This is a genomic window from Tepidiphilus succinatimandens (assembly GCF_006503695.1).
Classification (GTDB): Bacteria; Pseudomonadota; Gammaproteobacteria; order Burkholderiales; family Rhodocyclaceae; genus Tepidiphilus; species Tepidiphilus succinatimandens.
On record NZ_SBIK01000019.1, the window covers coordinates 23,420 to 38,178 of the forward strand.

Annotated in this window: 12 protein-coding genes and 2 pseudogenes; 11 read left to right on the top strand and 3 right to left on the bottom strand. The window is 60.1% G+C overall.

Features of this window, described 5'->3' with window-relative positions; translation table 11 throughout:
- The first annotated feature begins 1 nt into the window (after position 1).
- On the top strand, positions 2-2,173 hold the full coding sequence (locus EPD82_RS10820) for a hypothetical protein (RefSeq protein WP_141056645.1): 2,172 nt from the start codon (positions 2-4) through the stop codon (positions 2,171-2,173).
- Between the two features lie 3 nt (positions 2,174-2,176).
- Here EPD82_RS10820 and EPD82_RS10825 read toward each other — a convergent pair whose 3' ends face one another.
- The 3 genes from EPD82_RS10825 to EPD82_RS12435 are packed head-to-tail and all read right to left on the bottom strand — an operon-like array spanning position 2,177 to position 3,636.
- The gene (locus tag EPD82_RS10825) at positions 2,177-2,977 is read right to left on the bottom strand and encodes a hypothetical protein (protein ID WP_141056646.1); all 801 of its coding nucleotides are present in this window, start codon (positions 2,975-2,977) and stop codon (positions 2,177-2,179) included.
- 24 nt (positions 2,978-3,001) lie between these two features.
- Positions 3,002-3,409: a type II toxin-antitoxin system VapC family toxin gene (locus EPD82_RS11950; protein WP_055424348.1), complete on the bottom strand. Its 408-nt coding sequence runs from the start codon at positions 3,407-3,409 to the stop codon at positions 3,002-3,004.
- The gene (locus EPD82_RS12435; RefSeq protein ID WP_420824934.1) at positions 3,406-3,636 is read right to left on the bottom strand and encodes a FitA-like ribbon-helix-helix domain-containing protein; all 231 of its coding nucleotides are present in this window, start codon (positions 3,634-3,636) and stop codon (positions 3,406-3,408) included. The genes EPD82_RS11950 and EPD82_RS12435 overlap by 4 nt, the downstream gene beginning before the upstream one ends.
- 327 nt (positions 3,637-3,963) lie before the next feature.
- On the opposite strand from EPD82_RS12435, the gene EPD82_RS10835 reads away from it, so the two are divergent.
- The 10 genes and pseudogenes from EPD82_RS10835 to EPD82_RS10880 all read left to right on the top strand — a co-directional run bounded on the left by EPD82_RS10835 (position 3,964) and on the right by EPD82_RS10880 (position 14,516).
- Positions 3,964-4,182 carry a hypothetical protein gene (locus tag EPD82_RS10835; protein WP_141056648.1) on the top strand — a complete coding sequence of 73 codons (219 nt, stop codon included), beginning with the start codon at positions 3,964-3,966 and terminating at the stop codon, positions 4,180-4,182.
- 86 nt (positions 4,183-4,268) lie between these two features.
- A complete protein-coding gene (locus EPD82_RS12080; RefSeq protein WP_206202280.1) occupies positions 4,269-5,369 on the top strand; it encodes a BRO-N domain-containing protein in 1,101 nt (366 codons plus the stop codon).
- Entirely contained in the window at positions 5,366-6,001 is a 636-nt protein-coding gene (locus tag EPD82_RS10845) for a KilA-N domain-containing protein (protein ID WP_141056649.1), read from the top strand. Before EPD82_RS12080 ends, EPD82_RS10845 begins: the two co-directional genes overlap by 4 nt.
- Positions 6,001-6,375 (top strand): hypothetical protein, encoded by a 375-nt coding sequence (locus EPD82_RS12085; protein WP_206202281.1) that lies wholly within the window; start codon positions 6,001-6,003, stop codon positions 6,373-6,375. The genes EPD82_RS10845 and EPD82_RS12085 overlap by 1 nt, the downstream gene beginning before the upstream one ends.
- Before the next feature lie 344 nt (positions 6,376-6,719).
- Positions 6,720-8,084 (top strand): hypothetical protein, encoded by a 1,365-nt coding sequence (locus EPD82_RS10855; protein WP_141056650.1) that lies wholly within the window; start codon positions 6,720-6,722, stop codon positions 8,082-8,084.
- Positions 8,085-8,228: pseudogene (locus EPD82_RS10860) on the top strand (IS5/IS1182 family transposase); the annotation flags it as partial.
- Between the two features lie 859 nt (positions 8,229-9,087).
- Positions 9,088-9,321 (top strand): annotated as a pseudogene (locus EPD82_RS12440) (plasmid mobilization protein); the annotation flags it as partial.
- A gap of 187 nt (positions 9,322-9,508) precedes the next feature.
- The gene (locus tag EPD82_RS10870) at positions 9,509-9,706 is read left to right on the top strand and encodes a ribbon-helix-helix domain-containing protein (RefSeq protein ID WP_141056652.1); all 198 of its coding nucleotides are present in this window, start codon (positions 9,509-9,511) and stop codon (positions 9,704-9,706) included.
- Positions 9,703-11,454, top strand: a complete 1,752-nt coding sequence (locus tag EPD82_RS10875; protein WP_141056653.1) for an Eco57I restriction-modification methylase domain-containing protein — start codon at positions 9,703-9,705, stop codon at positions 11,452-11,454. Before EPD82_RS10870 ends, EPD82_RS10875 begins: the two co-directional genes overlap by 4 nt.
- The gene (locus EPD82_RS10880; RefSeq protein WP_141056654.1) at positions 11,451-14,516 is read left to right on the top strand and encodes an Eco57I restriction-modification methylase domain-containing protein; all 3,066 of its coding nucleotides are present in this window, start codon (positions 11,451-11,453) and stop codon (positions 14,514-14,516) included. The genes EPD82_RS10875 and EPD82_RS10880 overlap by 4 nt, the downstream gene beginning before the upstream one ends.
- Positions 14,517-14,759: the final 243 nt, after the last annotated feature.

Below are 14,759 nucleotides of genomic sequence, written 5' to 3' on the forward strand. Positions count from 1 at the left end.
CATGAATGTGGCGGCCTATCTCACTCTTTCCATCCCGATTATTGCGTGGGGCCTCGTGCAGGGGACGCTACAGGCGGCATCGAGTGCCGCGGGGGCCTGGATGCAGGGAGGCGGCGCGGCGGGCGGAAAGTTTCTGGACAACACCGTGAGAAGCGACCAGATGACCGCGGGCCAGTACAACACGGCTCCAACGATACGCATGGGCGCGCCAGTGCGCACGGACGTGGGGGCCGATGGCGTCAGCACGACCACGTTCGCGGACGGCCTCACCGCAGTGGATGCATCGGCAATGCAGCACCGGATCAACATGCGGCTCAACGCGGGAAGCAAGATATCCGCGGCACTCCAGCGGAAGTCGGAAGAAGCGGAAACGGCGGCCGTAGGCAACATGGTAGCCGCGGGCGCGGAAACGGTGGCGTCGTTCCAGAAGATGGGCGACTTCATTCGCGCGCACGCGACCGGAGCCCAATCCGGCGACAGCGCGACGTCGGAAGACATAGCAAAGATCGGCCAAGCCTACGGCAAAGCTCAGGACGTCGTAAAGAACTTCGCCAGGCAGCACGGCCTATCGGAGGATAAGGCGGCGGAGGTGCTGGGCGAGCTCGGGGCCAGTGGCGGACTCGATCTTCTTGGGAACGGCGTAACGGCAAAACTGAGGGCATCCGGCAGCAGCAAAGCCGCCGAATCGATAAGCAAGAACCTGGAAGACGCTATCAGGCAGGCTCAATCGTTCAAGGAGGCGATGGAGCGTGCCCATCAGGTGTCGCGCCAGTCGCGGTATGACACGGGCGAATCGTCGGAGGCTAGGGGCATGCGGGCCCTGCGGGCGAGTTTGGACAGTTTGCAGCGTCATTCCGAGCAAGCGTCGGCCAACTACCAGCAGTCGCTGGCCTTCAAGGAGGAGGCGAACCGCGCCAGGGAAAACTCCGCCGCCTGGGAAACCGGCATGGTGCGTCAGTTCATCAACTGGATGGGAACGCAGCGCAACGAGCTGGATCTGCTCGGCAGGAATTTCGATCCCGGAACGGTTGCGCAGATGGCCGAGAAGAATCCGGAGCTGCTCACGCCGTTCGTGGAGAGATTCTTCAAGGAGCGCGTCGAACCGACGCTATCGGTCGGTGTGGGCGAAGTGAAAACGCCTGCGGACGTGCAGGCGTTCTTCGAACGCGGCAAGGAACGGGTCGGCAATCAAGACCGGATCGTCAAACTAGGGGAAGGGTATCTCTCCGCCATCGAAAATGCGGCCGCGGCCGCCGGCGTCAGCCCGAGTCAATGGGTGAGCAGCCAGTTGCCCGCCCAGGCGAAGGCGGAACTGGAAGCCGTCGGCTCCCAGATCCTGCGCGAGGCAAAAGGAATCGACGATCTTGGAACCAAGGAAAAACGGGAGCTGGAAAATCTGCTGAAAGACCCAGGATCTCTCTTGATAAGGGCGATTTCGAACGCTGGCACGTCGGTTCTCCCGGAAGGCACGACGTTCCTCTTGGACAAATATGGGGAAAAACTGGGACTGAAGAGCGGAAGCTTCGCGAAGGAAACCGCTCAGAATTACAAGGGCAGCGAACGCCAGGCGTGGGCGGAGACGGGTATTTTCGTGAGTGCGATGGCGGGTTGGGGCGGCATCGGAAGGTGGGTGTCGGGCAAGACCGGAGACTGGTTTGCCACGCGTGCCGCCTCGAAAGCGGAAGAAAAAGTTCTCAACGAGACGCTCGGCCGGAATTTCATCGGTCCTCCCCCCGAGACCGTCGCGGAACAAGCCAGGCGTGCGGGCATGAAGGCGTTCAATGACAAAGTCGAAGCAACGGAAAGGTCTTTCGTCAGTCTTGGGCTCGCCGTTGGCGACGGGCTCGGCAATCTCGGGGCGAAATGGGTGGGCGGTTTCATCCAAGAGAATGCCGATACCAGCCGGACGCAACCTGAGCCCCCGGTCGCACAACCCGCGTCTCCGGCCGCGCAACCCACGGTGCAACCGACGGTGCAGCAAGCCGTATCGGCCGAACTAGGCGGTACGTTGGGTAGAGGAACGGACGTCTCCGCGGACCTGCTCGGCGGGTTTGCGGACGGTTCCAGCATCGGGAATCTGTTTGGCGGCGGGCAACGGCCTGTGCCGCCTCAGCAACAGCCGGAGCGGGGCGAAGCGGTCAAGGACGACGGGCCCCCGCCGAGCGGACGATGAGCGCTAATGTCCGTCGCGAGTGCGCCGGCGCCGAGTTGCCTTGTCGGTCGTCACCGAAGTCTTGTCCTGCTTGCCGGGCCAGGGCGAACCGTCGGCTTTGGATTGAGAGTAGCGATGGTATCCATACTCGCTACGAAGGCGCTCGATTTCGTCGAAGCGCACGCGGGTCATCCAGCGTATGCGATCCTCGGCGGCATCTTGGACCCACAGCAAGAGGAAGCCACCACCGAACAATAAACCAAAAAACACAAGTGGGACAGCCAGTCCAAGTATGAGTGCCTCCAATATGCTCCCGCTTTCCGGGAAGAACTTAAAAAAACCAAGGTACCAAGAAAAAGCGAACCCCCCCAACAGGCCGATGGAAGATCTTTTACTCTCGCTAATAGCATAAGAGTTGGTTATCAAAAATAGGAAGCCCATTCCAATAATCGGCAGAATCACCTCTTTAGGGATGTTTTCTTCTGAGATTAGAAGCATCGCCGAAAAAGCGAAGAATAGGTAAGCGATGATAATCGGTCTTCTGGGAATTGTTCTGCGCAACGGCTTCCACGCCAGGATTAATGGGGTTATGAGGCAGATCACCAGGGCAAACCTGCCTATGTCCCAGTTGCCGGAGATGAGGGACAATGGGAAAACGGCAGCTAAAGCCGCAATGGCGCAAGCGACCGCCAGATTACGCAGACCGGGGAGTATCTCTCTCCTCAAGAAGGAGCGTATGGCGCGGAAACCGAACTTTGCCGCGTAATATGCTTGAACGAGATTGCCGAATAATGCGAACCATAACAACACGGTCGTATTGTCCATCGTCGTCCCCTATTGTTAAGCCACTCAATTCCCGAGTCCAAGCGTCTTCGCGGCGCGCTCGAGCCGTTCGTCACAGGTAATGATGCGCGCTCCATGACGCTCGGCCAGAGCGAGGTAAAGCGCATCGTAGACTGTTAGATCGTATGCGTCGGCCAGAGAAAAGGCGGCAACGAGCAGTGAGGCATGCGGCTCGATGCGAACCGGCAGGGAGACGATCGTCTCGACGATCTCTTGGACCTCCTCGGAGGATAACTCGCCGCGCCTTTTCTTGCGCAATAGCACGTTGGGTGCTTCCGCCAGCATCGAATCCGGTGCCAACACGACGTCCGAGCCATGCATCGCCCGGTTCATGGCCGGCTCGATGTCGGGATGCAGCGGCCCATCTGGCACGAAGAGCCGAACGACGGCGGAGGTGTCGACGACCCAGATCATCGCGACCGGTCCTTCCTCACATCCTCGACGGTATCGCCAAGGGGCCGCCCGGAGAGTTTGCTGCGCCACTGACGCGCAATCTCTATGGGCGAGGGCCGAGAAAGGCGTACCTCTCGTTCGATCAGAGCGCGGACGTATTCCTGCACGCTGCGATGGCTCTGCTTGGCAAGCCGCTTCAATGCCTCGTGGACATCGTCGGATAGGTTGCGGATGTGTAGCGCTTTCATTGCATTCCAAAGATAGAGATAAGATACCGTTCATCTGCTATCACTATAGCACAAAAATCTCTTGACGTCAGACGAAGGAAATGCTATAAATTAGCCAAGGTGCTAGCAACACCTCACAAGCGGTCTCCGCGCCCGACAGTTCGCGGTATTTTTACGCCCGGAATCCGTCCGCCGCCTCCTCGGGCGGGTTCCCTGCCGAGTCGATGGCCGGGTGTGCGGCTAATACAAGACCTCGAAAGAGGAAATACGCCCGCCGCCTTGTGACGGTTGCTAGCACCCGGCCGCCCACGGTCTTTCGTGGGTATTCGACTCGACAGGAGCGTGAAAATGACCCAGGACGAACTCGACCTTCTCGACCGCGAAGAACGCATCTTCAAATGTTTCCAAGCGGCGATCGATCTTTTGAATCCCGAAGAAGCCCGTGATCCGGCGAAAGTCCGCGAGCTACTGGATTTCCTCGCCGAGGAATACACCCATGCCCGCGAGGCGCTGATGGCGCGGGTAGCCGGACGCCTGCGGGAAGCGCGTCACGGATGCACAGTTTAATGGCGAGTTTCGGATCGCTGTTCGGGAAAGAATCCGGCGGTACGTCTGCTACCGTGTCCTCCGGAATTGAGACGGGAGGCAAAGCCATGTCCAAACCCACGCCTATTGCCTGGGCAGTCTGGGACACGCCGGATCGGGTTGCGGCGCATCCGGCGATCAAGGACGGCCTCGGACAGGACGATCCGAGGCTGGTATTCATCACCTTCGCCAACGGCGCGCTCAGGGTCTCGGCCACGCGCCGCCCGCGCCTGCACCTGACAGACGCGGGCCGCTATGCGCGTGCCGCGCACACCTGGATCGAGGGAGCGTTGGTGTCCGAGCCGGACCGGCATTTGCACAAGGTCGCGGAGACGCTGCGAAAGCGCCTGCAGCTTGAAGGCTATCGAAACCTCGGGAACGGGTTGTTCGAGGCGCTGCCGGTCGAGGATGCGCTGGCCATGCTGGCCGGCATCCGGGACATCGCCGGGCCGCCGCAGCCGCCCGTCAGGGAACCCGCCATTCCGGCGTTTTTGAGAAAGGAGAACAGCATGCCCGAAGCCATGGCGCCTTCCAGCCCGAAAACCGGGGATATCGTCCAGTTCAACTTCGGGGATCTGCCAGTGCGCGTCGTGCCGGATGACCACGGGGAACTGTGGTTCGTCGCTACGGATGTTGCAAGGATACTGGATTACCGCAATGCGCCGGATATGACACGGAATCTGGACGAGGATGAGAAGGGTACGCAGATTGTGCGTACCCCCGGTGGACAGCAGAAAACCAGCGTTATCAGCGAATCCGGTCTGTTTGCCGCAATCCTGAAAAGCCGCAAACCGGAAGCCAGAAAGTTCAGGAAGTGGGTGACCTCGGAAGTGCTTCCATCCATCCGCAAGACCGGCTCCTACGCGATGCCTGGGGCGGGAAGGAACGGATCGTCAACCGGCCACCCTTTGGTGGATGAGGCCATCGAGTTCCGCGCCTGGCGCGAGGCGGACTGGATGCGTCGGCTGCTGCTGTCGCGGCTGAATCCTGAAGATCCGGTCTCTGTCGAGACATCCTGGACGATTGGAAACAGGGTGCGGGTCGAGGCGGCCCGAAGGCTGGCCGAGATAGCCAGAAAGCACCTGGCGCAGGGCGTGCGGCCGGAAAAAGTCGCCGCCTGGATGGAAGCGGCGAATACCGATGTTGTCTTTGGAAAGACGCTGCCATGAACCATGCGCTCGTCGTCGCCAACACCGCCATTCGGCAGGACGCGGAGGGCCGGTACTGCCTGAACGACCTGCACAAGGCGGCGGGTGGGGAGAATCGTCATCGGCCATCATTGTGGCTTGAAAATCAGCAGACGCAGGAGCTGATCGAAGAAATTGCCAAAGCAGGAATTCCTGCTTTGGCACAAAATCAACCGGTTAGCGTAGTCCGCGGCGGCTCGTCGCCGGGCACCTACGTCTGCAAGGAGCTGGTGTATGCCTATGCGATGTGGATCAGCCCGAAGTTCCACCTGGCGGTGATCCGGGCGTTCGATGCGCTGGTGAGCGGCAGGAAGCCGGAGGTGGGTGCGGGCGGCATCCATCCGGAAGTCGCGCGGGCCGCCAGATCGACGGCATGGCGTATTGCCGACGAGATGCGCCAGATGTACCTGAATGCGATGGGATCGGCGGCTCGTCCGGAAGACCACGAGCGATCGTGGGAGGCGTTTTCCATTCAGATGGAGCGCATCGAAGAGCGCCTCCTGGCGAAAGGCCGCGAGATGCTGCGCAAGAACAGCCCGCAGGCCGTGGCGAACTGGATGCTGAGCTGGCGACCGGAAGGCTGGATTAGGAACTTTGATTGGAGGTTGCATTGATGCGCTTCAAGAGACTGGGAGTCGTCTTTGCGCTTGCCATCCTGTCGGCAGGCTGCAATCAGGGAAAGCAAGACGTTCCGGCGAAAGCCGGTGTCAAAAAGCAGGCTGATGCGCCACTGAATCAATCTACTTTCTGCAAGGTCGGCATCGAATCGCTGTTTGGCGGAGCATCTTGCGCGCCGGGCCAGAAAATCGCCTTCCTGCCGGACGCCTTCGGCAATGAGCAGTTGCCCATTCTGTTTGCCGCCAGAAACTGCGACATGCGCTATAGCGTGGCGCTAACGCGTGGCGGCGTGGTTTGCATCTACCTGCCGACCGAGCAAGGGAAAGCATCATCCGAAGCAGGGCAAAAGCCGGAATCCGTTGGAAAGTAGGTACTGCGGAGCAGACCATGTTCGAGCACGTGGAAGCGGAAGTCTGCCAGACGACGCTGGAGCGCCACCGGAAGCTGATGCGGACATAGAAGAAGGTGGTTATGGCGAAACGCAGAAAAAGAACTGCGGCAAACCGTATTGCCAAGCCGAAACGCATCCGGTTCGGGTACGAAACCGACATGTGGGAAGGCGACCGTTGCCCGGATTGCGGTGTTCCGATGGGCGAATATCATATTCCGGGCTGCGATGTCGAGCAGTGCCCGGTGTGTTTTGGGCAAGCGCTCTCGTGCGGGTGCAGCGAAGACCTTGCGCTCACGTGAGCGGTGTTGAAGAAAGGAGAAAACATGAAGAAACTCATTGCAGCCAACATCGTTGCAGCGTTTTGCGCGACAAACGCTCACGCCTTCGGTATTGGCGACATCGTGAACATCGGCATCCAGGCGGGCGGCGAACTCGTCCGTGCCGCAGGCGGGAAAGCCGTCGATACCATCAAGGACTCGATGCGCGACCCCGAAGCCGAGGCGCGCGAGAAGGAAGAACAGGAGCGCAAGCTTGCCGAGCAGATGCAAAAGCAAATCGACGAAATCGAGGCCATGCCGAATCTGCGGCCCATCGACCGTGAGCGGCTCGTGTTGAAACTCAAACAAACCTGGCAAGCATCCAAGGAGACGCAGGCGTTTGTCGAGTATGCCGAAGCTCAGCAAAAGGCCGAGCGCGATCGGGTGCTGACGGTGGGCGGAATTGCCGGCGTCGTCGGACGGGCTGCCATGAGCAGTCCGAGCCTGGTCGTAGCCCAGGCGGACCTGATGGCAAACAACCCGGTCTGGCGCGCCGAACAGCGGATGCACAACGAAGCGGCGTTTCGGCAGGCAGACGCAATGGTGGCTGCGGGTATTCCGCAAGCCAAGGCGCAGGGGGTGCTCGCGCAAGCCGATGCGCTCAAGGATACTGGGTTGACTCAGGCGGGCACGAAGGCGATCGTCGACAACGCCGAAGAACTGGCGAAAGTCAAGCAGACTTCGCAGGATGCCGCGATCCTCTTGGCAAGCGCGAACGAAACCTCCATCCCCTCCGCACCGCAGGCGAGCGGGGCGGGTTCTGCCGTGCCCGATGCGGGTGCTTCGACCAAAGCAGCAGTCACGGCGGTCGCCTCTGCCGGCGTGCAATCTCAAGCGCAGGCGACACTGCCCGATGCGGCGCAGAACCGGATGAGCGACGCCTTCAGTCCCGACCTGGGGAAGAAAATCTGGATCGAATTCGAGGGCGCGCCGAACGAGACCGAAGCGTTGCGCAAGCTGCTCCAGGAGCGGGGCCATGTCGTCGTTCAGGATCGAGAAGAGGCAGAGGTGGTCTATCTCATACAGGGAGAATTCGTCGTCCCTGAGACGAAAATGCACGAGGGCCTGACGAAAAGCGTCGGGAATCTTCTGGAGAGCCCGGCACAGGCCATCGAGCCGCCGGCAAGGAAGGCGTTGGGAGCAATCGGCTCCGGGATCGGCCGCTTCATGCTGGCCGCGGCAGGTGCCACGGCCCCGGCGCAGCAGGAGAACGGCTACCGCCAGTCGGTATTGCTCGTGATCGCCAGGCAGCCCAAGGATGGCAAAGAGACCCGCGCTTCGGTCGTACGTGATGCACACAGTGAGACGATCGAGGCCGTCGAGCTGGCGCAGGGGGCGAAAGAAGATCTTTATCGCGTTCTTGGAATCTGACCGTTCCGGGTGATCAAGCGGCAGTTCGGCTACATGAAGGTGCGCTACCGCGGCATCGCGAAGAACGCGGCACAGGTGCTGACGCTGTTTGCGCTGTCGAACCTGTGGATGGCGCGCCGGCGATTGCTGCCGGCGGCGGGATAAGTGCGTCCGCTGGACGGGGAAACCCGTCTGGCGGGGCAGCAACACGTGGGATTCCGACCGGATTGACGTGATTTCGGCCTTCGAACCGCGAAATCACGAGGGTTCGGCGGGTTGTTCAGACCTTCCTTAACGGTAGCCAACTCCCGTCTTTTCGGTAACCAACCCCCGTCCTAACGGTAACCGGAGGTGTTGGAAAACTCATTACAGGACAAAGACTTATGTCGATTGTTCCGGCTCCATCCAAGATCATCCATAAGGATGATCCACTCGGCGCGGCCTTCGTCCGCTGCGCGGCCGAGGCCTTGCCTTCCTTCAGGACACCAAAAGAGACAAGGGCCGGGAAGGGCACGTGTAATCTGTTAGCACCTCCACCGAGGGGCGGCTCAACACCCGTGTCGCCGTTGACTGTCCGGCCCCTGGGCGGCGTGGCAGATGCATGTTTTGTCTGTGAATCGAGAGGCCGCTGGAATCTGCCGAACGGCCCCTTTCCTTTTGGTGCCCATCGCGACCGCGCGCAGGCCATGTTGCGCGAATATGTGCGATTCCATGCGACGAAGCGCGAACGTACGCGACGAAACGCGATGATGCGCGAAGACGTGCGATTGATCGTCGATTCGCGCGTCGATCGCGAAAGATCGCATAAGTTCGCAGTGAGCTTTGACGGCAAGATGTGTGTTGTACCGGTACGCGCAAGCACGCACCGGCTCAACACCGCCCCTTACTCGCCTGCGGCTCGACGGCATCCTACTCTGCGAGGCGCACCGACGCTGCCGCGGCTTGGGGCAGAAACAGGGGCACGAAGGACATGAAGGAAGGGGACAGGCTGGCCGCGAAGGGGCGGGGCAAGCGGCCACGGGGGATGCGGCTAGAGGTATGGGTGACGCCCGAAGAGCGGGCCAAGATAGCCACTCGGGCTGCCGAGGCCGGGCTTTCGGTTTCGGCCTACATGCGGGCGGCAGGGCTGAATCACCCGGTCCGCTCTGTCCTTGACCTGACGGCCGTGGCTGACCTGGTAAGGGTCAACGGCGACCTGGGGCGGGTTGCCGGGCTACTGAAGCTTTGGCTCGCCAAGAAGCGAGGGCGGGGCGCGCGGACAACAAACGCCTTCATCATTGCCTCCTTGACCCGATCAAGGTTTGTCCCGCAGTAGCTCCGGATGATCATCTGCTAGTACTTGCGCATAGGTAAGACGTTTTCGAGCACCAACGATGTGGGTCACCACTTGCCGTTGTGCACCACTATGGTGTATAGTGGTGCATATTGATGCAAAATGACCCGCCATGCAAGATTTCACCAATACTAGCGACGACAAGACCGCACACCGCCTGTCCGTCAGTCTCACGGCGGAGCAGCATCGCCAACTGAACGAGATTGCCCGCAAGAACCGGGTATCGGTGGCATGGGTCATTCGTGAAGCGATTGACCGCCTGCTGAAAGATGACATGCCGCTACTTCATGTTCGTGTGGGGAAAGAATGACAACCGGTCACACTAAAGCGCGCAATAGTACGCGCAAGGGCGCTTCTCTTGGTATCACTCCGCGTGGTCGATTTGCTGATTTGGATGAGGATAAGCTGCGGGGCGGTTACTACACCTCGCCGACTGTTGCCGATTGGCTATGCGCCTGGGCAATCCAGTCTGCTGGCGACGCCGTGTTGGAGCCAAGCTGCGGTAATGGCGTTTTCCTTGAAGCAGCAGTGCGCCGCCTCCGCTCCCTGGGCGCCACGCCTGCCAAGATCGCACGCCAGCTACGTGGCGTCGAGATTATCGCCCATGAAGCAAAAGCAGCCGCTGAACGTCTCCGCTCCGAACTCGGAAAGTCGGCCGAGAAAGTTGTCCATAATTCCGATTTTTTCGCGTGGTGGCAGGAGACTGATCAACCAGCTTTCGATGCCATTATCGGCAACCCGCCGTTCATTCGCTACCAGTCGTTTCCGGAACCACATCGCACCCTCGCCATGGCGATCATGGGGGAGCAAGGGCTAACGCCAAATCGTCTGACCAATATTTGGGTGCCATTTGTCGTGGCTGCGACCGCCAGCTTGAAGCCCGGTGGTCGCCTTGCGCTCGTTCTGCCGGCGGAAATCCTACAAGTAACCTACGCGGCGCAGCTTCGGTCTTATCTGACAGACCATTTTGAACGCATCGATGTGATCGCCTGCAATGAACTGTTCTTCGAGAATGCCGAACAGGAAGTTGTGTTGCTTCTAGCGGATGGAGCGCTGGCATCCGCATCTGAAGATAACACCTGCCAAGTCGCATTGACGGCGGTTCAGACGGTCGCTGAGATCACAGAGGTCGAGCCTAGCCTGGTGCTGAAACAGGCGGAGCCCAAGGTTATCCGGCATGACAGCGAGAAGTGGCTGAAGTACTTCCTCGACAATCGGCAGATTGCGTTCATGCGCGAGCTGCGCGACGCAGCAATCACGACACCTATGTCCTCGTATGCCAGTATCGACGTTGGTGTCGTCACAGGGAAGAACGAGTTTTTCGTGCTTTCATCCGAACAGGTAGAGGAGTTGGGGCTTGAAGGCTACACGACGCCCTTGGTGTCCCGCTCTGCCCAGCTCAAGGGTAGCACAATCAGCAAGGCCGACTGGCAATCCCTCGCGGCCAGGGGTGATCGCGTTCACCTACTCAACATCTCAAAGGCGCAAGCCGGCAAGCTCAGTGCAAAACTTCGCCGGTACATCGAGGAAGGCGAGCGAAAGAACTTTCATAGGGGATACAAGTGCTCGATCCGTGATCCTTGGTATCTGGTGCCCTCTGTATGGGTACCGGACGGTTTTGCTTTTCGGCAGATTTACGATTTTCCGCGCATGGTACTGAATGCTTCGGGAGCCACGTCCACCGACACGATCCACCGGATACGAAGCCATGGCGCAGACCCGGAGCGGGTCATTGCCAACACGTACACCTGGCTCACGGCGGCGTCAGCCGAGATCGAAGGCCGGAGTTATGGCGGCGGTGTGCTGGAGCTTGAGCCAACAGAAGCCGAGCGGCTGCTGATGCCAGCGCAGCTCAACGGGGCGATGCCGCTTAAGGAAGTGGACCAGCTTGTCCGCGCCGGTCGGCTGGACGATGTTCTTGAAGAAAACGCAAAGATTATCCTGCGCGGGCATATGGGCCTGTCGGTCGCGGAATGCAACCTCTTGAAGAGCGTCTGGACACAGATGCGGGACCGGCGGAACTCTCGCCGTCGCAGCGGGCGGAAAGGTGCAGCATGACGGTCGTTAGCCCCAAGGATGCTGCCCGCCTCAAGGTGGCTGATCTGGTCCGGAAATTTCGCCGCAACGAAGCCGATTACCTCCGACCAGCCTATAACGAGACGCAGGCCCGCACCGACTTCATCACACCACTGCTCGCGGCCTTTGGGTGGGACGTCCACAATGCAGCCGGCCAACCGCTTGGGCTTCGGGAAGTGATTGAAGAGGCGACGGTTGAAGTCGGAGAGGAAAGGCTTTCCAAGAAACCGGATTACGAGCTTCGTCTTGCCCGGCAGCGTAAGCTGTTTGTCGAAGCAAAGAAGCCGAGTGTGCGTATCGACCGCAACCGCGAAGCGGCGTTTCAAACGCGACGCTACGGGTACTCGGCCAGCCTACCCATCGCGATCCTGACCAATTTTCATCAGCTGGCGGTCTATGATTGCCGGCCGTCTCCAAACCTCACAGACGAAGCGCATGTCGCGCGCATCCTGCTGGTCAGATACGACGAGTTTGAGGCGCGTTTTGACGAGTTGTGGCCGCTTCTGTCGCGCGAGGCAGTATATTCTGGCGACTTTGACCGGCGATTCTCCGTCGATGTGACCCGGCAGGGCGCTAATCAATTTGACGACTATTTCCTCCGCCAGGTGCGATCGTGGCGCGAGCGGCTGGCGCGAGATATTCACCGGCAAGTCCCCGGCCTTTCCCCGATAGAGCTGACCTATGCGGTACAGCTGTTCCTGTCGCGGATCGTGTTCCTGCGCATCTGCGAGGATCGCGATATCGAGCGATACGAGACGCTGCGCGGCTTGGCCGCCGGCAACAGTTTCGATGCTCTTATGGCGGAGCTGCGCCGTGCCGACGCTTTCTATGACTCTGGCCTGTTTCGGCTGCTCGATGATGCGCGGCTCGGCATTCGCATCAGCGATGACGTGCTGAGCGGCATCATCAACGAGCTGTATTACCCGCAGAGTCCCTACACCTTCGCGGTCGTGGAAACCGAAGTCCTAGGGGAAATCTACGAACAGTTCCTAGGCGAGACCATAACGATCGATGGTCATGGGAACGTCGAGATCGTCAGCAAACCGGAAGTGCGGGACAGCGGCGGCGTCGTGCCGACTCCACGCTACATCGTTGATGCCATCGTGCAGCGCACGCTTAGCCCTAAGCTGGCCGGAAAGTCTCCCGCCGATCTGGAGTCTTTCACGGTCGCTGACATCTGCTGCGGTTCGGGAATTTTCCTTCTATCGGCTTTCGAGTTTCTGACCGATCACTACCTCTCCTGGTACCTCGCCAACGATCGTACCAGCTATGTTGGCCGGACGATCTATGAGGCAGCAGCAGGGCAGTGGCGCCTGACCTTCGAGGAAAAGCGCCGCATCCTGCTGGCGCATATTCGCGGCGTCGATATCGACGCGAACGCGGTTGAAGTCGCCCGGTTCAGCCTCCTCCTGAAGTTGATCGAAGATGAGAGTGAAGCCGACCTGCGCGACTATGTAAATCGGACGGGCACGCCAGCGCTGCCGGACCTGAGTGGAACGCTGCGGGCGGGCAACAGTCTCGTCAGTCAGGCGGAGTGGACCGCCGCTAGAGGCAGTATGCCCGCGCGGATTCTGGAGCAGGTCAATCCGTTCTCCTGGGCCGACGAGTTTCCGACAGAACATGCGCGCGGCGGCTTCGATGTGATCGTTGGCAACCCGCCCTATATCCGCATCCAGAACATGCAGGCCTATTCGCCGGAGGAAGCCGCTTTCTATCGATCTGCCCGCTCCCCCTATACCACGGCGAAACAAGATAACTTTGACAAGTATGCGCTGTTCATTGAGCGCTCGCTGTCGCTCGTGCGGCCGGACGGCCGGTTGGGCTTCATCGTTCCGCACAAGTTCATGACGATCCAGGCAGGCAGGGCGCTCCGGCGGCTGGTGACGACGGGCCAACCGCTCGAAGAGATCGTGCACTTTGGCGTGCAGCAGGTATTCGGGCGCATGGCCACCAACTACACCTGTATCCTGATCCTTGACCGGCAAGGCAGAGACCATGTGGCTGTAGAGCGGGTGGAAACCTTGGATTCCTGGCGGTATGGCACGCCAGGGCCGAGAAGCATCATGCCGGCCGCCGAGCTTACAGATGACCCGTGGCAGTTTGCCGATGCCGATACGCGCGCGCTGTTTGACCGCGTCCGTGCGGCCTGTGGCCGTGAGCTCGGTGACGCAGCGGAGATCTTCGTTGGTGTCCAGACAAGCGCCGATGATATCTATATCTTCCGGGCCGCGGATGAGACGCCGCAGACAGTGACGCTCCGGTGGAATGGCCGCGATTGGCCGATCGAGCGCGGCATACTGCGCCCCTGCCTACTCGACGTCACCCTGTATCCCTACGCACGGGCTGAAGCGAACGCGTGGCTGATTTTCCCATATGAGATCGTCAACGGAGCTAGGACGACGGCGCGGCTTATTCAGCCTGCGGAGATGGCGCAGCGCTTTCCTCTCTGTCTGGCCTATCTGACGGCGCGCCGAGCCGAACTGGAACGACGCAATATTGTCGGCGGCTCGGCGGCTACGCGCCAGTTCTATCAGTTTGGACGATCACAGAGCCTGACAAAATTTAACAGTCCGAAAATCATCCTTCCGATCCTGTCGCGCGAAGCGCGCTATGCCTACGACGACAACAACATCATGATGACGGGGGGCGGAAACGGCCCCTACTATCTGATCCGGCCGCGCGAGGGTGCGCCGGAGACGAATTTCTTCCTGATGGCCGTCCTGCATCACCCTTTAAGTGAAGCGATAGTGCGCACGCATACCAGCTCCTTCCGGGGTGGATATTATTCGCACGGCAAGCAGTTCATTGAGCATTTGCCAATTCCATCCGCGACGCCGGCAGAGCGGGCGGATATCGAAGCGCTCGTCGCGCAGCTGATTGCCGCAAATGATGCTGCTCAAGCCGCTCGGGTGCCGCATCAAAGGATTCTGCATGAGCGTCACGCGACTGCGCTGCGCGACCAGGTTGAAGGGCGCGTAAGCCGACTGTTTGGGCTTTCGGCGGCGGATATCGCGTTGGCGAAAGCTGTACCGATCCCAGCATGACCGAAGGGCGAGACCGCCCTGACGAACGGCAAACAAAAGCAAAAGCGACTGGAAGGAGCCACTGTTCCGTGCATCTCTTGGGAACCTCGATCAACCCCCGTTTTCCGGGGAATTTGGGGTGAAGCAGACTCTTCATGACATTCGGCACTGAATTCCACTCGATTTCCCCCCGTTTTGGCCGCTCGTTGCGGCCTCGTGCCCCGGTTTTTTCCTGCCCACGGCCGCTTTGGGCACACTGCGGCC